The sequence below is a fragment of the Pedobacter psychrodurus genome, assembly GCF_032678585.1.
GTDB lineage: Bacteria > Bacteroidota > Bacteroidia > Sphingobacteriales > Sphingobacteriaceae > Pedobacter > Pedobacter psychrodurus_A.
Genome location: NZ_JAVTSN010000040.1, coordinates 11,427 through 34,094 on the forward strand (window position 1 = coordinate 11,427; position 22,668 = coordinate 34,094).

General features: G+C 39.8%; 16 protein-coding genes. 11 read left to right on the forward strand and 5 right to left on the reverse strand.

The features are described 5' to 3' along the window. Positions 1-442 precede the first annotated feature (442 nt). The 10 genes from spt (at position 443) to R2S57_RS22565 (ending at position 11,662) form a co-directional block, all read left to right on the forward strand. Entirely contained in the window at positions 443-1,648 is a 1,206-nt protein-coding gene (gene spt, locus R2S57_RS22520) for a serine palmitoyltransferase (protein WP_316847200.1), read from the forward strand. Beyond that, a complete protein-coding gene (locus tag R2S57_RS22525) occupies positions 1,645-2,766 on the forward strand; it encodes a hypothetical protein (RefSeq protein ID WP_316847201.1) in 1,122 nt (373 codons plus the stop codon). Before spt ends, R2S57_RS22525 begins: the two co-directional genes overlap by 4 nt. Beyond that, positions 2,763-3,752 carry an NAD(P)-dependent oxidoreductase gene (locus R2S57_RS22530; protein ID WP_316847202.1) on the forward strand — a complete coding sequence of 330 codons (990 nt, stop codon included), beginning with the start codon at positions 2,763-2,765 and terminating at the stop codon, positions 3,750-3,752. Before R2S57_RS22525 ends, R2S57_RS22530 begins: the two co-directional genes overlap by 4 nt. A 19-nt stretch (positions 3,753-3,771) precedes the next feature. Next, the gene (locus R2S57_RS22535) at positions 3,772-5,097 is read left to right on the forward strand and encodes an inositol-3-phosphate synthase (RefSeq protein ID WP_316847203.1); all 1,326 of its coding nucleotides are present in this window, start codon (positions 3,772-3,774) and stop codon (positions 5,095-5,097) included. After that, on the forward strand, positions 5,097-5,552 hold the full coding sequence (locus R2S57_RS22540; RefSeq protein ID WP_316847204.1) for a phosphatidylglycerophosphatase A: 456 nt from the start codon (positions 5,097-5,099) through the stop codon (positions 5,550-5,552). The genes R2S57_RS22535 and R2S57_RS22540 overlap by 1 nt, the downstream gene beginning before the upstream one ends. A gap of 5 nt (positions 5,553-5,557) precedes the next feature. Continuing rightward, a complete protein-coding gene (locus tag R2S57_RS22545; RefSeq protein ID WP_316847205.1) occupies positions 5,558-5,932 on the forward strand; it encodes a GtrA family protein in 375 nt (124 codons plus the stop codon). Beyond that, entirely contained in the window at positions 5,933-8,476 is a 2,544-nt protein-coding gene (locus R2S57_RS22550) for a DUF5686 and carboxypeptidase-like regulatory domain-containing protein (protein WP_316847206.1), read from the forward strand. A gap of 9 nt (positions 8,477-8,485) precedes the next feature. Beyond that, a complete protein-coding gene (locus R2S57_RS22555; protein WP_316847207.1) occupies positions 8,486-9,775 on the forward strand; it encodes a DUF4833 domain-containing protein in 1,290 nt (429 codons plus the stop codon). 329 nt (positions 9,776-10,104) lie between these two features. Beyond that, positions 10,105-10,725 carry a sterol desaturase family protein gene (locus R2S57_RS22560; protein ID WP_316847208.1) on the forward strand — a complete coding sequence of 207 codons (621 nt, stop codon included), beginning with the start codon at positions 10,105-10,107 and terminating at the stop codon, positions 10,723-10,725. Position 10,726: 1 nt separating this feature from the next. Next, on the forward strand, positions 10,727-11,662 hold the full coding sequence (locus tag R2S57_RS22565; protein WP_316847209.1) for a phosphatase PAP2 family protein: 936 nt from the start codon (positions 10,727-10,729) through the stop codon (positions 11,660-11,662). Positions 11,663-11,999: 337 nt separating this feature from the next. Here the strand turns inward: R2S57_RS22565 and R2S57_RS22570 are convergent, their stop codons facing one another. The 3 genes from R2S57_RS22570 to R2S57_RS22580 form a co-directional block, all read right to left on the reverse strand. Next, positions 12,000-12,701, reverse strand: a complete 702-nt coding sequence (locus R2S57_RS22570) for a hypothetical protein (protein ID WP_316847210.1) — start codon at positions 12,699-12,701, stop codon at positions 12,000-12,002. 1,078 nt (positions 12,702-13,779) lie between these two features. Then, a complete protein-coding gene (locus R2S57_RS22575) occupies positions 13,780-14,487 on the reverse strand; it encodes a LytTR family DNA-binding domain-containing protein (protein WP_316847211.1) in 708 nt (235 codons plus the stop codon). Next, positions 14,484-16,157: a histidine kinase gene (locus tag R2S57_RS22580; RefSeq protein WP_316847212.1), complete on the reverse strand. Its 1,674-nt coding sequence runs from the start codon at positions 16,155-16,157 to the stop codon at positions 14,484-14,486. Before R2S57_RS22580 ends, R2S57_RS22575 begins: the two co-directional genes overlap by 4 nt. Before the next feature lie 109 nt (positions 16,158-16,266). Here R2S57_RS22580 and R2S57_RS22585 point away from each other — a divergent pair, with 109 nt between their 5' ends. After that, a complete protein-coding gene (locus R2S57_RS22585) occupies positions 16,267-18,654 on the forward strand; it encodes a TonB-dependent receptor domain-containing protein (protein ID WP_316847213.1) in 2,388 nt (795 codons plus the stop codon). 853 nt (positions 18,655-19,507) lie between these two features. Here R2S57_RS22585 and R2S57_RS22590 read toward each other — a convergent pair. Both R2S57_RS22590 and R2S57_RS22595 read right to left on the reverse strand, forming a co-directional pair. Further along, positions 19,508-19,891 carry a LytR/AlgR family response regulator transcription factor gene (locus R2S57_RS22590; RefSeq protein ID WP_316847214.1) on the reverse strand — a complete coding sequence of 128 codons (384 nt, stop codon included), beginning with the start codon at positions 19,889-19,891 and terminating at the stop codon, positions 19,508-19,510. A 273-nt stretch (positions 19,892-20,164) separates the two neighbouring features. Beyond that, positions 20,165-22,657 carry a hypothetical protein gene (locus tag R2S57_RS22595; protein WP_316847215.1) on the reverse strand — a complete coding sequence of 831 codons (2,493 nt, stop codon included), beginning with the start codon at positions 22,655-22,657 and terminating at the stop codon, positions 20,165-20,167. Positions 22,658-22,668: the final 11 nt, after the last annotated feature.

Genomic DNA, 22,668 nt, shown 5'->3' on the forward strand with positions numbered 1-22,668 from the left:
ATCTGTCGGATTTTGTGTGGGCAAATGTAATGTTCGAGATCAATTTTGCAAGCATAATTTTTTAAAATGACTAATTTCTGATTGATTTTTATGTTTTTGATTAAGAAATTATATCGTTTTAATTTGCTTAAAAACAGTTATTTATGTTATTTATGGTGCTTTTTTGGTGGTTTTTTATTATTTTACTATTTTATAATAAAAGTCAGAATGTCAATTGGTCAATTCATTTGAATGTCACAATTTAACAATCCCACTTTTTGACCAATATATCCTACATTTGAACCTTTTTTTCGCTCCAATTCCGCGTTAAAATTGTGTTATCAAATCGTATGGTTAATGCAACCTTAATCTATGGGGTTGATTTTGTGATCAACAAATAGTTTAAGGGCAGACCAAACTTTCAGAACAGGGTTTTAAAAACTGAAGAACAATAGCGTTCAGTATGCGTAAAAAATTACAAGATAGAATTGCCTCTTTTAAGGATGCAGCTATGATAAAGGAAAAGGGATTGTACCCTTATTTCAGGTCGATAGAATCTGCTCAGGATACCGAGGTAGTAATCGATGGAAAAAAAGTATTGATGTTTGGTTCAAACTCTTATTTGGGCCTAACCAATCATCCTCAAATAAAGGAAGCAGCAAAAGCAGCCATTGAAAAATATGGTACAGGATGTGCCGGCTCAAGGTTTTTGAATGGATCGCTCGATATTCACCTCGAACTCGAAAATCGCCTGGCCGAATATGTTGGTAAAGAAGCTGCTGTACTTTTTAGCACTGGTTTTCAGGTTAATTTAGGGGTTATATCCTGTTTATTAGATCGCAACGATTATTTGTTGCTCGATGAATACGATCATGCCTCCATTATCGATGGAAGCCGTTTAGCTTTTGCGCGTACCATTAAATATGCGCATAACGATATGCAGGATCTGCGCCGCAAACTAAGCCGTTTGCCAGAAGATGCCGCTAAACTGATTGTTTCTGATGGTATTTTCAGCATGGAAGGCGATCTGGTTAACCTTCCGGAAATGGTAGAGATTGCCAACGAATTTGGCGCCAATATTATGATGGATGATGCACACAGTCTTGGCGTAATCGGTTTTAATGGCTCTGGTACAGCATCACATTTCAATCTGACCGAAGATGTAGACCTGATTATGGGCACATTTAGTAAATCACTGGCCTCATTAGGTGGTTTTATTGCTGGCAGTACCGAAACAATAGAATATATTAAACACCGCGCCAGATCGCTGATGTTTAGCGCAAGTATGCCACCATCGGCAGTTGCAAGTGTTATTGCTGCATTAGACATTATCGAATCAGAACCTGAACGTATCGATAAACTCTGGGCAAATACAGAATATGCCAAAAAGCTTTTGCTCGAGGCAGGTTTCGACATCGGACATAGCAACAGCCCCATTATTCCGGTTTACATCCGTGATAATATTAAAACCTTTATGATTACCAATATTCTTCAACAGAATGGCGTATTTGTAAATCCGGTAGTTTCTCCTGCAGTGCCTTCGGATTCATCTTTAATACGGTTTTCTTTAATGGCTACACACAGCTTCGATCAGATCGAATCGGCCATCGAAAAACTAAGTACAGCTTTTAAGGCCGTTAACGTAGAATTAGTAGGAAGCCAATCATGAGAGAACTTGTAAAGGTTTCTGGTAAAAAAGCATTAGCCGCATTTGTTGATTTCCCGCACGAACTGTACTCAGGAGATGTAAATTACGTACCCGAACTTTTTATTGCACAGCGCGATCTGCTTACTCCAGGTAAACACCCCTTTTACGAACATTCAGAAATACAGCTCTTTTTGTTGTACGATGAGGGTAAAATAATCGGAAGGATTGCAGCCATCAACAATACCAACCACAATAAGGTTTATGGCGGGCATGACGGTTTCTTTGGTTTTTTCGATTGCATAAACGATGTGAAAGCTGCACAACAACTTTTAAATGCAGCACAAGATTGGTTGTCGGACAAAGGATTGACGAAGGTTTTAGGCCCGGTAAACTTTTCTACCAACGAAGTGTGCGGTTTGTTGATTGAAGGTTTTGATGGTCCGCCTGTTGCCATGATGCCTTATAATCCCCAATATTATCTGCCGTTGTTGGAACAGGTTGGTTTTCAGAAGAATGTCGATTTAAGGGCTTACCGTTATACAGCAGGTAACTACAGTGAAAGATCGGTTAAACTTTTGGATAGGATAGAGGAGCGTTTGCTGCGGAATGATATTGTGTTGCGTAAAATCAATATGAAAAAATTCAAGGAAGAGTGTAATGCAGTAAGAGAGGTGTACAATAAAGCATGGGACAAAAACCTGGGTTTTGTACCGATGACGGATAAGGAATTTGATTATACTGCCAACGATCTGAAAATGATTCTTGATCCTGAGTTTTGTATCCTTGCCGAGCAGCATGGCAAAATTGTAGGTTTTGCTTTGGCTATTCCCGATATCAACCAGATCCTGATCAAAATTAAACGCGGCAGGCTGTTCCCTACAGGTTTGATTAAACTATTGGCCAATAAAAAGAAAATCGACGGTATCCGCATATTATTACTTGGTGTGGTAGATGGCTACCGTAAAATGGGCATCGAAGCTTGTCTTTATGGTCGTATCATCAAACATTTCAAGGCCAAAAACATGAAATATGCAGAGGCGAGCTGGACTTTAGATCACAACGACATGATCAATAAACCCATCGAAGATATAGGCGGGAAACTGTACCGAAAATACAGGATTTTGGAAAAAGCGATATGAAAAAGCGGGTGTTGATTACAGGGGCAACTGGATTTGTGGGCTATCACCTGATTAAATCTGCTTTGGCTAACGATATGGAGGTATATGCAAATGTACGCCAGTCGGCCGACGTATCGCATTTAAAAGATTTCCCCATCAACTATGTGGATCTTGATCTTTCTTCGATATACCTCTTAAAAGAAAATATAGAGGATAAAAAATATAACTATATCGTACACGCGGCGGCGGTTACCAAGGCGAAAAAACTAGAAAACTACAATCAGGTAAACGCTATCTATACCCGGAACCTTGCTGTTGCTGCTTCGAAGTCGACACACACTATTGAGAAATTTGTTTTCATCAGCAGTTTGGCTGCATTGGGGCCTTTAAATGAAAAACATGAGAAACTGACTGATCAGGGCGCTTCAAATCCTGTAACCAATTATGGGATCAGTAAAGCACTTGCAGAGACCTATCTGGCTCAGATTCCAAATTTGCCTTTGATTGTCTTCAGGCCTACAGCAGTGTATGGCCCGAGGGAGAAAGACATTTTTATATTGATTAAAACGATTAAGGCCGGACTTGAACTTTATATCGGGAAACAAGAGCAGGAACTCAGTTTTGTATATGCAACAGATCTGGCCGATATCATCACTAACGCACTTGCCTCTGATGTTGTGGGTAAAAGTTATAACATTTCGGATGGTGCAGTGTACAGCCGCTCGTCGCTTGCTACTTACGTAAGTAAGGCGCTTGGCAAAAAAACAATGACGGTAAATGTACCTGTGCCGCTTATTAAAGGATTGGCATGGTCGATGGAACGTTTGTATGGCATATTTAATCAAATACCGGCCTTAAACGTAGATAAAATAAAAGAACTCACGGCCATCAACTGGGGCTGCGACATTAAAAATATTCAAAAAGACTTTGGTTTTGTGCCCCGGTTCGGGCTAGAGCAAGGTATAAATGAAACCATAAACTGGTACCGTAAAAACAATTGGTTATAAGATTTTAAATAAAAATAGAATGAAACAACAAGTAAAAGCAGCTGAAGGCAAGTTGGGTATATTAATGCCAGGCCTTGGCGCTGTAGCCACAACCATGATTGCCGGAGTTGCTGCAATTAAAAAAGGAATATCAAAACCTATTGGTTCGTTAACTCAGATGGGAACGATCCGTTTAGGGAAAAGAACTGAAAATAAACAACCGAAAATTAAAGATTTTGTGCCTTTGGCAGGTTTAGAAGACCTGGTATTCGGGGGGTGGGATGTTTATGAAGATAACGTGTACGAAGCCGCAATGAACGCCCGCGTATTAGACGCGAATCTTTTGCGCGATGTGCGTGAAGAATTGCAAGCCATTAAACCAATGCGTGCTGCATTTGATAGAAATTATGTAAAAAACCTTGATGGTAAATATGTAAAAGATCTCGATAACCGTTACGAACTGGCTTTGGCGGTAATGGAAGATATCAAGAACTTTAAGGCAGAAAACAACTGCGACCGTATTGTATTGGTATGGTGTGGTTCTACAGAAATTTATTTCGAAGCATCTGAAGTGCACGAATCGCTTGCAGCTTTTGAGCAGGGTTTAAAAGACAATGATTCGCGCATTGCACCAAGTATGATATATGCCTATGCTGCATTGAAATTGGGTATTCCATTTGCCAATGGCGCACCAAACCTAACTGTAGATATTCCTGCATTGATCGAATTGGCTAAAGAAACCGATACACCTATTGCCGGTAAAGACTTTAAAACTGGTCAGACTTTAATGAAAACCATTTTAGCACCTGGTTTGGCCGCACGTTCTTTGGGCGTAAACGGTTGGTTTTCTGATAACATTTTAGGTAACCGTGATGGTTTGGTATTAGATGATCCGGATAACTTTAAAACAAAAGAAGTATCTAAACTGGGCGTACTGGAAGATATCTTTAAACCAGATGTTAATCCGGATTTATATGGCGATATGTACCACAAAATCAGGATCAACTATTATCCGCCTCACGGTGATAACAAAGAAAGCTGGGATAATATCGATATTTTCGGTTGGTTAGGGTACAAAATGCAGATCAAAATCAATTTCCTTTGCCGCGATTCGATTTTAGCTGCGCCAATTGTATTGGATCTTGCTTTGTTTATCGATTTGGCTAAACGTGCAAATATGTCGGGCATTCAGGAATGGTTATCATTCTACCTGAAGTCACCACAAACGATCCCTGGTGTACCAGCAGAAAACGACATTTTTAAACAGTTAATGAAGCTTCAAAATACCTTGCGTTACATCATGGGAGAAGAATTGATCACCCATTTAGGTCAGGATTACGAAGAAGAACTGATAGAAACGGTATAGTGTTTATCCACAAATTTCTTTCAACGGCTCTGGGAATAGGTTATATCGGCAAAGGTGCGGGTACTTATGCTGCAATAGCAACCTGTATCTGCTGGCACCTTTCCCAGAGCCCTTATAGCAACCCATATTTATGGCCGGTACTGATCACCATGTTTATCGTGATGTTGGGGGTGATGAGTGGCGATCGGGTAGAAGAGATTTGGGGAAAAGACCATCAAAGGGTGGTGATCGATGAAGTGGCGGGAATGTGTATAACCCTGTTATTTGTGCCTTTAAAATGGCAGTATACCCTTATCGGACTTGTTCTTTTTAGGTTTTTTGATATCCTTAAGCCCTTTTATATCCGTAAAATGGAAGAATTGCCAGGTGGTTGGGGGGTAATGGCCGATGATGTGCTTGCGGGTATTTACGCCAATGTGATTCTTCAACTAGTGGTTGTTTTAGAACTGTTTTAGATCCAATGTTTACTTATTTAAAGGCACAAGGTTCTTCCATAATTGCCTCCGCAATTGATTTCGGTATAACTGTGCTTGCGGTAAATCTTTTAGGTTGGTGGTATCTCGCAGCAAGCATAACCGGAACTGTTTCGGGTGGGATTGTTAATTTCTATGTCAACCGTAAATGGGTTTTCGAAAGCCAGTCTACCGCTATTAAATGGCAGATATTAAAATACATTTTGGTATGGGCAGGCAATTTGGCCATTGTTACAGCTGGTGTATTTGTTTTTACCCATTTTTTTAATCTCAATTACGTACTCGCCAAAGTTTTGAGCGCCGTTTTAACAGGCATCAGCTACAATTATATCATGCAAAAGCAGTTTATTTTTTCAAGTTAAATGAAACCTATCCATTCGTTTTTTCTCCCTGTAGTGCTCAGTTTTATACTGCAGGTAAATGCTTTTGCCCAACGCACCGCAGTTTCGGGTACAGTACGCGATGCCGTTACTAAAGAAACATTGCCCAATGTTTCCGTTTTCTTTAAGGATACCCAGATAGGCATCCAGACCGATGTAAACGGAAAATATACCCTGGTTTCTCCAAATCCACAAAGTGAGCTGAGTTTTAATTATGTAGGTTACCGCACGGTTTTTAAAAATATTCTGCCTTCAGCCACACAAGAGTTTGATATTGCCCTGGTGCCTGATGCTAAGGCGCTGGATGAAGTAATCATTATTGGAGGCAAAAAGGTAAAATACCGCAATAAGGATAACCCCGCGGTAGAACTGATCCGGCAGGTAATTGCCCATAAAGATGAAAACCGCATCAAAAGTTACAATACAGTATCTTTCCGACAGTACGAAAAGATGTTATTCTCGCTGAGTAATGTTTCGGATAAATTTAAGGGCAAAAAAATGTTCCGCAATTATCAGTTTTTATTTCAGGAGCAGGACTCAACCTTAATTGGCGGAAAAAACCTGTTACCGGTATATATCCAGGAGAAACTGGCTGATACTTACCTTAGTAAAAACCCCGAAAAGAACAAAACTATTGTTATCGGTGAAAAACAGGTTCAGTTTGATAGCAGGTACATCGATAATAAAGGATTGAAAACTTATTTCGACCGGATGTACCAGGATATTGATATCTATAAAAACAATATTTCGGTAATCAGTAACGAGTTTTTGAGTCCGATTTCGGATGGTGCACCAGCTTTTTATAAGTTTTTTATTACCGATACACTGAAGAATCAAAAACCTCAGATCATTGAACTGTCTTTTACGCCCCGTAATACAAATGATATGTTGTTTGAGGGGAAAATATATGTAACCAACGATAGCCATTACGCTGTAACCGGTGCTTCATTTGGGGTAAACAAAAACATCAACCTCAATTTTGTGCGGGCGCTAAAAATCGATCTCGATTTTGAAGCCAATGATAAAGGAAAATACAGCCTGAGCAAAAGTAACTTATTGGCCGATTTTGGTATCGGTAAAACCAAAGGTATAGGCTTTACCGGCGAAAGAACGGTTACGTTTAAAAATTATGAGTTTGATACGGTGTTGCCAGATACTATTTTTCAGGGGAAAAGCACGGTTGTGTTGGCCGATGCTGCAAAAAGGAATGATCAGTTTTGGGAGAAAAACAGACTCGATACTATCTCAAAGAACCAGCTGAAGATTTATGGCAATATCGATACGCTGCAAAATCTCCCGTCCTTTAAACGTACAATGAAAATTGTTACCCTTTTATTTGCAGGTTACCAGAATTTAGGTCCTTATGAAATTGGTCCGGTAAATACATTTTACAGCTTTAACAATGTAGAAGGTTTAAGGCTGCGTGTTGGTGGAAGAACAACACCTGAGTTGAGCAAACGTTATTATTTCGAAAACTATCTGGCTTACGGTATTAAAGATGAGAAATGGAAGTTTTTCCTTTCCGGAACATATTCATTTAACAATAAATCCATTTACGAGTTTCCACAGAACTATATCCGGGCAAGCTTTCAGCGTGATACCAAAATACCAGGTCAGGAACTCCAGTTTGTGCAGGAAGACAACTTTTTGTTATCCTTTAAAAGAGGGGTAAACGATATGTTGTTGTACAACGATTTTTACCGTTTAGATTATGTAAAAGAGTTCGAAAATCATTTTTCCTACAACTTAGGCTTTAAAAAATGGAGTCAAACACCTGCAGGTGGCCTCAATTATATCAACTCGAATAATCAGTTGGTCAACAGGTTAACCACCAGCGAACTTTCCCTACAGCTGAGATATGCGCCGAACGAAAAGTTTTATCAGGGAAAGATATACCGTGTGCCCATTGCCGATCGTTATCCGGTATTTAATTTACGTTATACCGCAGGCTTAAAAGGCGTTTTAGGAGGCGAATACAATTACCATAATTTATTGGGAAGTATTGATAAACGCTTCTATTTATCGCAGTTAGGCTATAGTGATGTAACGGTTGAAGGCAGTTACATTGCCGGGAAAGTGCCTTTCCCGTTGTTGGATATACACCGTGCCAACCAAACTTATGCCTACCAGCTCAACTCATACAACCTGATGAACTTCCTGGAGTTTGTGAGCGATCATTATGTGAGCATCAATATCGATCACAATTTTAATGGTTTCTTTTTTAATAAAGTGCCATTGATCAAACGCTTGAAATTAAGAGAAGTGGTCTCATTTAAAGCATTATATGGTGGCCTGCGGAATGAAAATAATCCGAATTTTCAAACCGGATTATATCAGCTTCCCATTTACGAAAACGGTGCGCAAAGAACTTATGCTTTGGGTAACGAGCCGTACATGGAAGGCAGTGTAGGCGTAGGAAATATCTTTAAACTTTTGAGGATTGATCTGGTAAAACGTTTCAATTACCTCAACAATCCAGAAGTTTCGGAGTGGGGAATAAGGGCAAGGGTAAAATTTGATTTTTAAGAAAAAGCTATGGAAACTACATTGCGCGACAGCCTGCAGCAAGGCATATATAAAGTAATCAATCCTTTTGTTAAGGGATTGATTAAAATCGGTTTAACACCCAATATGGTTACCACCATTGGCCTCATCCTGAATGTAGGTGTGGCAGTTATTTTTGTGCTTGGTGCCGAAAAATCAAACCGTGGCGATATGTCGTACATCGGTTGGGGAGGGGCACTGGTGCTTTTTGCAGGTCTGTTCGATATGCTCGATGGTCAGGTAGCACGATTGGGGAACATGAGCTCGAAGTTTGGTGCACTATACGATTCGGTACTCGACCGTTATAGCGAAATGATTATGTTTTTGGGCATCTGTTATTACCTGGTGGCGCATCACTACTTCTTAAGTTCGCTGTTCGCATTTATTGCACTCATCGGTTCGATGATGGTAAGTTATACCCGTGCAAGGGCCGAAGGTTTAGGCGTGGAGTGTAAAGGCGGTTTAATGCAACGGCCGGAAAGGGTAGTTACCATTGGTGTTTTTGCTATTGCCTGTGGTATTGCGGGTCATTTTATGGGTGGCGATTATAAGGTGTATGTACCGGGCATTTCTTTTCACGTTTTCGAAACAATGTCGATTTTTACCATGCCGATTACCTTGATGGCTGTGCTAACCAATATCACTGCTGTTAAACGCTTGCAAGAGGCAAAAAGAGGACTCGAAGCACAAGAATTTAACGAAAGAAAAGGAAATAACAAGGCTGCATTGATAGCCGGTTTGGTTTTAACGATGAGTTTGAGTGGAATACTTTCTTTAAACGCCAATGCACAGGGAACCGATCCATCTCCGATTACTTTCCCCACGCCAAAAGATATCAGCAATCAGCTTTTTTATTTGCAGCGCGATCCGAATACCAATACCATTATCTGCCAGCTAAACGTAGATAAACATGGTGTGGTGAATAAAGATCAGCCGGTAAATGTATTTTGGATGCGTTATGGGGATAATGGCGAAAAGAAAGATTTAAGTTATATCCAGCGGAAATTCGCCTACGGAATTATTAGCAAAGATCTGGGCAATGGTCAGTTCGAACTCCGGTTTACCTCGCACAAAAAACTGCCGATGTACCTGAATAAATCAGGAGCAGATAAAAAATACCATGTTTTTGCCACCATCAACAATAAAAAAATGCAGCTGGAACGGATATTCCTTCGGATTGAAGGCGGTACGTTCTGGTTTCCAAATGTGAAATATGTGGAGATAAAAGGCTTTGATGTTTCGGAGCCATCAAAAGTGCTGTTAGAAAGGATTAAGGTGTAGCGGTTTTGTTGTCATTCTGAGTGCAACGAAGAATCTGTAACCTAAGAGTATTGGCTATAAAGATTCTTCACTGCGTTCAGAATGACAGCGAATCGTCATTTCGAGCGGACCCGATAGCTATCGGGTGCAACGGAGCCGAGAGCTCTGTAGCAGTTTGTCATTCTGAGTGCAACGAAGAATCTTTTGTGATGCATTGGGTTCCGTGTTTAATCGGTTAGGGATTCTTCACTGCGTTCGGAATGACAAAGGGTTGTATGAATGACGGCCAAACATAAATAGAATTGAATGTCAGTCTGAGTGTAGTCGAAGACTAAAAATAATTTTATCAAATGAAAAAGAATTTTGTTTCAAATTCAACCACATCCATCAGGATGTTTAAGAATGACTTTATGGAAAGTTTATCCAAAGTCCGGTTTTATGTGCCGTTGATCGTGTATGTTCCGGTGATTGCCTTTCTTTTTTGGAAAGCGCTTTGGCAAATCGAAATGCCCGTTTTAAATTTTGCGGGTTGGTTTTTGCTCGGCCTAGGCATCTGGACCATCACCGAATACATTCTGCACCGTTATGTTTTCCACTTCGAACCAGATGCGGAGTGGGGCAAGAAGATCCATTTTATTTTCCATGGGGTACACCACGATTATCCCAACGATGCCAAAAGATTGGTAATGCCGCCCTCAGCCAGTATCCCTATGGCTTTGGGCTTTTACTTTCTTTTCGATTGGTTATTGCCAGAAACTACGGTTTATCCATTTTTCTCGGGTTTTATGATTGGTTATCTTTTTTACGATATGGTACATTATGCACTCCATCATGCCAATTTTAAAAGCGGTTTCTGGAAACAGCTAAAACAGCACCACATGCTGCACCATTATTCCGATTCGACCAAAGGATATGGCGTAAGCTGGACTTTTTGGGATCACATTTTTAGATCTAATTTTGAGAAAAAATAATATGCAGCAAGAAATTTTGCTCAAAAACAATTTTTATGCTATTCGGAATATTTATCTAACAGTTGCTATATCTGTTGGATATCTATTGTTATCAGCATTGCTGGTCGGCTTTAAAACCGATCAGCTTGTGCTGATTTTTATTTTTAATACCCTGTTTTATATCTCCGAGGGAACAAGGCGTTTTATTCTCGGTTTCTCGATTTTTATTGTTTACTGGATCCTTTTCGATTATATGAAGGCCTTTCCAAATTACCTTTTTAATGCGGTGCACATTCAAGATATATACGAACTGGAAAGAAATATATTTGGCATACCCTACCATGGACTAATACTTACACCGAATGAATATTGGAAGCTGAACAGTAATACATTTTTAGATGTGTTAACAGGTGTTTTCTACCTGATGTGGGTGCCGGTTCCCCTGGCTTTTGCCACTTACCTTTTCTTTAAAAATAAAGAACAGTTTGTTCGGTTCTCGCTCACTTTTGTATGGGTAAATTTGTTGGGTTTTGTGGTTTATTATGCTTTTCCTGCAGCACCGCCCTGGTATGTGCAAGAGCATGGCTTTACCTTTATAGCCAAAACCGCAGGCAATACCGCAGGTTTGGCAAGGTTCGATCATTTCTTTAACATTACGCTTTTTCAGGGGATATACAGCAAAGGTTCCAATGTATTTGCGGCCATGCCATCGCTGCATTCGTCATACCCTGTTATTGTTGCTTATTATGGATTAAAAAACAAACTGGGGAAAATCAATATTTTCTTTTTGGTGGTGATGATCGGCATCTGGTTTTCGGCCATTTATACCAGTCACCATTATACCCTCGATGTTTTAGCCGGGATCAGTTGCGCAACAATTGGTATCATCAGTTTCAGTTACCTTGTTAAACACACCAGACTGAAGGATTTTATTGCCTTTTATGTTAAAAGGATATAAAATCATTCAGGAGATCAGAATATCAAATCAATGGCCCGTGTACCCACAGGCCATTTTGATATGATGACCAGTTCAAAGAGCGCTCCATCGCGCTGCCGGTTAAACCTGATCTAGTTGTTTATAATGATTCTACGCCACCTATGGTGGGAAGCTTTCAAAGTACTTATGATTTGTTGCCACCCATGGTGGGAAGGTTTCATAACCCATATGATTGGTCGCCACCCATGGCGGGAAGCTTTCTTGTTAATTTTTGATTCAACGCTAAAAAAAAAGAATCTGGTACATTTCCAAACATCCTTTACGGCCAAATGCAATGGCGTAGATGTAAACTGAAACGCTATGAGCCCACTTTCAGATATACATGTTGCAGGTTACTGTTTTCATCAGTACCACGAATTGTCATAATGTTATTGGCCTTTGCAAAGTAATAAAACTCTACACTTGCAATCAGAATGAGGGCATAACCAAAAAGTTCTAAAGATTCTTCTGATACATTTTTTACATCACGCGTATATTGTGCTTCCATAACGGCCATCCAGAATACTTTTCTGCCATATAAACGGGCAAAAATATAGGTGGTAAATATGCCGGATAGGAGTATTCCGAATGAGAATTTTGAGGCAAAATCATTCATGTTGGAAAGAAATACATCTTTTTTTCTGTAAATAAGAAATGCCGCCAATAACAATGTGCCAAATGCAGCAGTTTGCCAGGCACCATCGAATACGTGTTCATCTAAAAAAGCATCCTGTTCCCTGATCAATGAAGCAAAAGTAAAAGCGAAGAGTCCAAATGCCAATGGAAATATCGATTTGTATTTAAAGGATACGCGCAGGTAAATTAACGCACAAGTTAACAACAGGAGGCTTTGAACAGATTCTACTATAGAATCTTCTGAGAACTTGCTGGCACCCATTTCTTGCGTAACATTCCATTTTAGGAATTCTGCTGTGAGGTAAATGATTGCTCCATAAACAACAAATCTGATCATTGCTGTTCTAAACCCTTTTGAGCCAGGCTTTATTGTGTTTTTTAACATGATAATAAATTTTTTAAACGCTGCCGGAGTGCCTTACGATGGTTTAGTGGTTACCCGAAAATACTCAGAGCGGTTGCAAATTTCGCTTGCCTGGCATTGGCTTAAAAGATCTAAATCGGATATAAATTGGTCAAAAAGTAAGAATGGAGCATGTTGACAATGTGATGGCAATTAGGATGGAAGATGTGATATGTGATGATGGAAGCAGGTTTCAGCGTAAATTTGCATAATTTGCGGGAAATGATAAGCTATTGGTTTGTTCCCGCAGATCCCAAGAAGATAAACGCAGATAAACTATGCGCCCAACTCCGTGCCCTCTGCGCCTTTCTTCTGCTTACTCTGCGGTTAAAAGGGAAGATGGAAAATGAATGATTGAAAGAATAACCAATAATCAATTTGCAATGACGAATAGCGATCGCTGGTAAATCTTAATGTGCTTAACTGCTTAATGGTAAAATAGTCCGAAAGTCAGGGGTCCGAAGTCCGAAGCCCAAAAGCCCATTGAAAAATTTAAATATTTCTTATGATAAAAAGAGTTTTTGTGTCTTTGTAGTTTTTAATGGAAGATAGAAACAACTCATCACCAATGGCTATCGTTTGTAAAATCTTAATGTGCTTAACTGCTTAATGGTAAGATAGTCCGAAAGTCAGGGGTCCGAAGTCCGAAGCCCAAAAGCCCATTGAAAAATTTAAATATTTCTTATGATAAAAAGAATTTTTGTGTCTTTGTAGTTTTTAATGGAAGATAGAAACAACTCATCACCAATGGCTATCGTTTGTAAAATCTTAATGTGCTTAATTGCTTAATGGTAAGATAGTCCGAAAGTCAGGTGACCGGGGTCCGAAGAGAGATCGCCCAGATCAGAATTTAAATATTTCTTATGATAAAAAGAGTTTTTGTCTTTGTAGTTTTTAATGGAAGATAGAAACAACTAATCACCCATGGCTATCGTTTGTAAAATCTTAATGTGCTTAATTGCTTAATGGTAAAATAGTCCGAAAGTCAGGGGTCCGAAGTCCGAAGCCCAAAAGCCCATTGAAAAATTTAAATATTTCTTAATGCTTTAATAGTAAGAAATTAATCAATTCCCTTTTCAAACTGCTGTTTAAAATCCTTATAACGCGATCTCCCAATAGGCAATACCTCACCGTTTTTAAGTTGTAAACTGTATCGGCTGCCCGATGAAACGAGGATCTGATCGGCATGAGCGGTTTGCACAATATAGGATTTATGGATGCGCTCAAAACCTGATGGCAGAATCTTTTCCAGTGCATCCAGACCCTTATCGTGTAATGCTTTGGTGCCATTAAAAAGGTGGACTTCGCTGTATATTCCCGCACCCTGAATATGGCTAATATCAGTTAATTCCAGGAGTTTAATGCTTCCGCTTTTTCGCAACGATAGGTAACGTATGGTATGGCTGATCTCTTTTTTTGTAGAAATGCTTCGGCCCAAAGCAAGAGAAAGCCGCTCAAAATCAAAAGGTTTGGGCACAAAATCCAGTACGCCCAGCTCGAAGGCCCGAAGTGCATGTTCTGTATTGGCCGATACCACAATGGTTTGGAATGATCTCGAAGTCATTGTGCTTAATACCTCAAAACCATCACGGCCATTTAGGTTCAGATCCAACAGGAGGATATCAATCGTTTCTTTTTCAAGGAAATCAATTCCTTTTTTTAATGAATCACAGATACTGATCGTGGCATTACCTTCGAAAAAATCGTTGGTCATGCGCTCAATTCTTTTGGCAATACGTGCCTCATCTTCTATAATCAGTATTTTCATATTGTCGACGCTGAAATGTTTATTTTACTGATCCATCCCAGGTCAGAAGCCGTAGAATTGAAAGTCCACCTGCCTGGATAACTTTCTTCGAGCCTGGCTCGGATGTATTTAAAGCCACCACCGCCTGTGCGCCCGTTCGTAAGTTCCCGGTTTTCGCCAATAGTTTCGAAAACATATTCTTTTTTACCTTTTTCCTCCATGTAACTCAACCGAAACCTGATATTTCCATTTTGATTGGGTGCATTATGGGTAATTCCGTTCTCCAGTAAAGTATGGATAATCGCTGGAGGCACCATTTCCTCCTCTTTTATTCCCCAATCTTCCCACTCGTAAGCAATTTCTTTTCTAAAACCCATTACTTTGAGGTGCATTTGGCAAAGCGCAATTTCCTGTCGGATGGGGATCAGGCTTTCTTCAGCGATTTTGTTCATGATATCGAATTCGGTTGCAAGTGCATGAATAAATTCGACACCTTCTTTGGGCGAATCTTCCACCCAATCGATCAGAGAGGTGAGCGTGTTTTTAATAAAGTGCGGTTGTATGTTTTTTTTGATCAGTTCCAGTTGTAAACGCGAAGAAAGCAAGAGTGAAGATTCATGTTCACGTTCCACTTCGCGCATCCTGATGGTGTGCAGGTAAAGCATGGCAAACACAATAAAGCTATAAAAGATAAATATACCAAAATCGTATACCAGGTAATGGTTCATGATCGCACTGGCAAACATCCCCGCCAAAATTAAAAAACTACCTTTTTCTTGTCTGTAAGCGGCCTCCGATATAATGATCATCGTAGCAGTCCACATGGCGAAGCTATAATACATGGCCGAAATATCGTAATGACCGTATTGATAGATATAGATGAAAACAAGCACACACAAGAGTGCAGCCAGCAGTAAAATCTTTCTTTTTAAACTAAACTGGATGCTGAAATATAATGGAACGAGCAGGGATATCGAAAAAGTAAGCCAGCCAATAATTTCCAGACGGACAAAAAAGCGGGGGTAGGGAATTTCGATATAGAACTTGATATATTCCATAATCAAAAGTGAAAAGAAGAGCAGACAGATTACCGCAAATATCAATACAGGGTACGATCGCTTATGGCTGTTGAAATATAAAAAGGTATAGTAGAAAAAGGCAATGAAAAAAGCGCCCGCCATGATGAACATGAACGACGACATCACCAACGGTCTTTTGATCAGGTTGGCATAGGTATCGAGTTTAAGTCCTGTTCCACGTTGCAGTTTTGGATAACTAAATTGAGTGGCACGTAAGGCTACGGTGTGCATGCCAGGCTGTGCAAGCGAATCGGGGATAAGGAAATATTTACATTCCGTTCCCGGAATTTCTGGCTTTGAAGATGAACCCAGCTTTCCGTTATGGCCTATTTTTACACCGTCCCAGTACATTTCGTAAGCACCAAAGGCATCTACCTGAAGACCAAGTGGTCCGCCTGTAGTAGATGAAAGCTTCACCTTCGCTCTTGCCCAGAATATATTTTTGCCTGTAAAGCCTCGGTTTACCGACCAACCTTTTTGATTTAAGTTTTTAGCCGACCATGTGGTACTGTCACCAGTTTTAAAAACCGGATCAAATTCATCGTACCATACCTGCCTTTTGCAAGAGGAAAATAAAAAAGACAGGCAGAGTAAAAACAAGAGAGGCTTCATAAATCAAATGTAGGATAAAGATAATCGCTCTTGGTGCATTTCAAAAGGATATAGAGCCGTTCGCATGTTTTTTTGTGTAAGGTGTATGGCTGTACATTAATCTTGCGGTATGAAATATATCACAACGCTTCTTTTTTTAAGCTTTTATCCAGTGTTTTTTTGTTTTGCACAGGCACCAAAACATACCATAACCGGCCAGATCAAAGAAAGGTCTGCCAAAACGGAAATCCCTTTCGTTACCATTGTTATTGTTGATGGAGATGGAAAAAACCTGGTTTCGGGCATGGCTGATGAAAAGGGGAAATTTACGCTTACTTTTTCCAGTGGGAATAAGCCATCCATCCAGTTCAGTTTTATGGGTTATGCGAAGTTAAGCAAAGCATTAATCCTAACAGACGGAAAAACAACGAGCGATTTAGGCACTGTTTTGATGGATCCCGACCCAACCTTATTAAAAGAAGTTTCCGTTACCTCAGAAAAATCAGCAATCAGTTTAAAACTCGATAAAAAGGTATTCGAAGTGGGGAAGGATATCCTTTCACAATCGGGATCGGTTACTGAATTACTTTCGGGCGTACCTTCGGTAACCGTAGATCCTGGTGGGGCAGTAAGCCTCCGCGGAAACAGCAGTGTATTGGTGCTCATCAATGGAAGGCGTTCGGGATTAACAGCTGGCGGAGCGCTTGAGCAGGTTTCTGCCGATCAGGTAGAACGGGTGGAGGTGATTACCAACCCATCATCTAAATATGATGCTTCAGGATCGGCAGGGATTATTAATATTATACTAAAAAAAAATAAAAAGAGTGGTTTCAACGGGCAGATCAGGTTAGTTGGAGGTGCCCCGAATGAAACGCGGATATCACCCAGTTTAAATTTTAAATCCAATAAAATCAACCTTTTCTCTACTATTGGTTTGCGGTTTTCAGACTATGTAGGGCTGTATACCACCGATCAATCGGTAAGGCAGAACGGAACCTCGGTATTGCTTAAGCAAAGGCAGGATGAAAACAGGCACGATGATGGGCGGATGGCTTATTTCGGGGCCGATTATCAGGCCGATAGCTTGAACACCTTTACGCTTGCATACCTGTTGAACGCCACTAAGGATCATGATAAATCGAGGTTGGGTTATGATTATTCAAAAGCCGGAGCGGGTTTAGACAGTGCGCTGCAACGAAATACAGAATCGTGGGAACGCAGAGATTATAACCAATTGGAATTTAATTATACCAGGCTTTTTAAAAAACCAGGGAAAAAACTCACGGTAGACATGCAGTATGATTTTTGGAACAGTGATAAAGATTGGAATCTTGAAACCCAAAAAACTGTACCTGCTGTACAGCAACTGCCACAAATCCGCACCAGCTCAATCGGTTCGAATAAAGATTTTGCCGCGCAAAGCGACATGAGTATCCCCCTGGATAGCAATGCCGTGTTGGATTACGGCATTAAAGGTGAAAGTAGGAGTGTGACCAGCGATTTCATTGCCCAGAGCGAAACGGCTAGCGGATGGGCAACCATTGACGGGATTGATAACGGCGTGGTATATAACGAACTGATTGGAAGTGCTTATATGCAATTGAAGAATAAAGTGGGCCACTTTTCTTATCAACTGGGTTTGCGTGGCGAGTACACCAGGGTAAAAATAGCCGATAGGAACAATGTTTACGATAACCTGAAAAATTATTTTAAACTGTTTCCAACTGTACATCTTGGTTATGAGCCGGCAAAAGGTACCACTTTACAGCTGAGTTATAGCAGAAGAATTAACCGCCCCGCACTAAACGATCTTTACCCTTTTAACGAACTCACCGATTTTAACTCACGTTATGTGGGTAATCCTGAGCTCAATCCTTCTTATGCAAATGTATTTGAACTGGGAATGCTCACCCATTTCGGTGCTTTAACGGTAAATCCATCACTATATTACCAGCATGAAAGGGGATTGATCATCGATTATAGTTACCGCGAAAACGGACTTTTTATTTCTACACCTGTTAATATCGATTTGGAGCAACGCTCAGGTTTAGAACTTTCATTCATTTATAATCCATACAAATGGTTACAGATGAATATGGAAGTGAATGCATACCGTTTCCGTCAGCAGGGTTTTTACAATAGTCAGGATTTTGCCTTTTCCGGAAATATGCTTACAAGCAGGTTTGGTACACAGGTAAAATTGCCCAGTAAATCGAGCCTACAGTTACGTTATAATTTTTCGGGTCCACGCAACTCTGCCCAGAGTAAAAGAGCCGCTATTCACGGTATAGATTTGGGTGTAGCACAGAACTTTTGGAAAGACCGTGCAAGTTTGCTCTTTGATGTGAGCAACCTGTTCGAACTAAGAAAATTTGCTACCACAACAACCGGACAGGATTTTAATATTACGCAGGTATACATTCCGAATGCTGCGAGGTACCGCTTAACTTTTGTGTACCGTCTAAACCTGACTAACGATCAAGCGATCAGACAGGCGAAGAGCGGAAACAGAAATTGATTGACTCATTATACCACACTTAAATTAAACGGCATCCCGTTTGCATTTAATATAGCTCACGTAAGGTTTACCATTAATGTGGTAAACGAATTTAGGAGTAAAAAGGCTGCGGATGCAGCCTTTTTCGTTGTTTATAGCGGTAATTTATGCTCACCTCAAATTTTTTATACTGATTACAGCAATCGGAATTGATATTCTTTCGATAATGTTGGGTAGAAAATTCCCCATTATTCCCCAAACTGATTATTAATGAAAATTTTCGAATCGAAGATCTAACTAGATCGGTGATATTTTTTAGGCTGGGTATTAAAATTTTATAGATTGAATATTTAAGCCTTACAGTTATCTCAATGTGCAATCTGGAAAAGACTTTTTCAAAAAAAAAGGACTGGTTTTCACCAGCCCCTGAGTTTTACCATAACAATTACTGTTTTTTGAAGATAGACGACTATTGTCTTCATTTAGTTTATAGTGGTACTAATCCCACATAGGTAGATTTGAATAATACTTCAAATAAAGAGGGTACTTCATATATCCCTGTATTTTTCCCCTCTTTTAAATAGCAGACATCATCTAAATCAGGACGATGCGAGGGAAAACCATTTATCCCTAACTATAATTCCCTCTTAAGCCAAATCATGACACGAAATTTGGATTCGTCTGATTGATACAAATTTAATGCAAGATAGAATGTGATGAAATGGGGAATAGTTAGAGGGGCAGTTCTGCTCCATGAATGGCTATAAAAACTCGATGAGTGCCAAATTTCTAATCGTAATTTAGCTAAGGATTACAATTTTAGATTACCTTTTATGGCGTTTTATACTATAATAAAAATTTATACAAATAGATTTTACCGCCTGTTTTCTCCCGAAATCAGCTCATTTACAGTATCATGAAATGCCCTAAAATCGACAGGTTTAACCAAAAGTCGGTCGGCATTCGATAGATTATCAATCGAATAGGTACTGTGCGAACTCACAAATACAATAAACCTGACACTGCTTCTCAGCATTCTTGCCACATCAAACCCAGAAACATTCATTTCAATATCTAAAAAAAGGAAATCTATCTTGTCAAATTCCTTAAAAGCAGCCATTGTGTCGATCGGATCTGTAAAACTGCCTTTAAGCTCAAGGTTTTCCATATTGGAAATATAACGTTCTATAATCTTAGTGATAATTGGCTCATCATCTAAAATTACGCAGCTATACGGACCAGTTGTCGAGGTATTCATATACGGTGTTTTTGTTTGTGCTTGCAAAAGCTTTACTAAGCTAGTTATTTGTACAAAAAAATAAAATAAATACTTTTTAAATTGTTTGGTACCAACTACCAGATGAAATGCAAGCCTAATCAATAGCCGCTAACGTTTGTTATATTTTTTGAATTGTTATATTTTAATTTCTGAATACATGATATTTTAAAAAGAATACAAGTCACTGAGCATATATCTGGCATAGTTATAAACCCAATATTAAATCAGGTTGGGGAAGAATATTGGGATGGGTTAAATGGTTTTTATCATAAAATCTACTGGATTCCCCTTTGTGTTAAAGTTTACTGTTCCATTTTCTTGGCTTTTAACTGAACTTTCTTTTCCGTTAATGCGCAATAGGTAAGCACTGGCTGGTTTTAAGCCTTTTATAGCTATAGAATACAGCCCTTTTGAATTTATTTTCCCTTCGATCGTTTTTTCATCCCACAAATTAATTTTCAGGTCGAGCTTGGTGCGGGTAGCAGGTTTTATTTCCATTACCATTGTCTCCTTGTTCTGGTGGTAGTAAGTGAGTATATCTGCTTTTTTGCCTACACCAAAATGTTCTGTACTGTTTACCGAAAATCCTGTGGTATTCAACAAATAATTATGATCTGTTAATATTAAAGTATAAACTGTCCCTCTGAGGGCATAATTAAATGTTGTACCGTTTTGTTTATTGGTGATGTTGGGCTCTAAACCCATACGGTTCCATTTTGGTCTTAATCCATACAGATCGCGGTAAAGCGCCGTTATACTGGTACTGATTCCAGCTAAAATATCATCACCGAGCCCTTTTTGCGTTAAACGGCTATATCTTTGCGAAGAAAGTCCGTCTTTATTATATTGCGCAAGCAGGTTATTGATGTATTTTAAGGCAATAGATTTATCGTAACCCGCATAAGCCCTAACGCCGAGGTAACCCCAGGTTGGGAAAATATCGCCATTTTCATATTTTGGGAAAGGCCAGTTTCCTCCGCTCACTTCTTCCATTTTAAACGAATCGAAGCATAACGGCCAATGAAATAGATTTTCTGCCTTCGAACGCTCTTCAATCTGATTTAAAATCTGGCTGATCCGTCCAGGGTCATCGCATATACCAAAGGCGATGGCCGCGAAATTTACAGGGGTAACCAGGTTATCACCATGGATACTGCCATCCTTATCTCTCCAATAAACGTATTGTTTCTTTTCGGCCGACCAAAATCCACCATCATGCGTGCTTTTGTTGAACGCAGTTTTAAGTCGTTCGGCTACTTTCGAATAGTAATCTGCACCTGCTTTGTTGCCCAATATGTTTTCGCAGTTTGCCCACAAGTTTAATGCTTCGTATAGTTGTGCATTAACAAAGGCGTTTTCGTAACTGGCCCAAACAATATCAAGCCAATCACTGGCTTTTTTTTCTGCGATGTTGTTGTTCATCATTTCAAAGATGCCATTGTGGTCGGTATCTCGACTGATCAGCCAGTTGAGTGCTTTTTCGCAACTTTTTTGATGCGACCTAAGCCAGGTGGTATCTCCGTTCAGATCAAACAGTTCGCTGGCATTGATCACATAACCGGTTTGCGAATCGACCGTGTAACCCCACATCGCTTCATAGTAGCCCGTTTGAGGGTTGTAGGTGCCTTTGATTTCATCGCCCGGAATATCGTGCCATCTGGAAAGTACGCGGCCATCTGCTAACATCGCTTCGTCGCGCTCCTGGTTAAGGGTTGCAGCCATATTGCGATCGTAGTTCGGGTCGTTAACAGCCAATCCAATCTGTGCGAAAAATGGCTCGTGGAGACATTTCCAGTTGGTAAGCCAGCCATTTGCCCCAATAATATTGTTGTCTACCACACCATATCGCCCGGTGGTGTTCAACAACTCGCGTACCGCTATGGTATCTATTTGTGGTAATTTACCCCTCGAGTAGGTCTTAAAATAATCAACATAGGCTAAAGTAAGGCTAACGGTACTTTTGCCTTTTTTTGCCATTGAAGGAGAAAAAACATCAAAATAGCCTGCCATATAACGGCTTAAGTGGTAACGTTGGGCCAGTGGTGTATCGGTAACCATCTGTGTGAAGGTAAATGTACCCATTTTACCATGCGAGAATTTGGAAGCTATTTTTTGATCATTGGAAATCTTCGGACTGATCTGTAGCCCATCTCCCGATACTGCATTCCAAAAGGTTACACCACCTGTATGAACGCCATAGGTATCATTTTCGTGTTCAAGGTATTTACACCAAACCATACCTCCGTTATCAAGTATTCCAGCCTTAAATGTAGAAAGACTGGCAAAGTTCCATTGCGGAAAAGCCTGATCCTCCATGAGGAAATTGTCAGCATAAGTGCGCTCAATATCCCAAATAATGCGTTCGCCGATTACCTTAAAAATCCAGGTTTCAGTTACTTTGGTCTTACCTTCACCATAAGTAATGCCACTTAATGTAATTGCCGATTCATTTTGTTTAACCTTTATCTGGCTCGAGCTCAGTGAAGTGACATTATTTTTCTGTAAAGTGACACCAGTTGTAATTCCCGATGGAGCAAGCGTATTCTTGCCCTTTAAATTAAGTTCTTTTACAAAACAACCCTTCGAATAATCGATCAGTACCGAAATACTTTTATCTGGGGCTGTGATATAAATGGTTTTACCGTCTCGGTCGTGTAGTATAGCCGGTTTTAGTGCGCCACAGAAAACACTTAGTGGTAAAAATAGACAGGTTAAAATGAAAATTATGGGTTTAGGGAATATCATATCGAGGATAC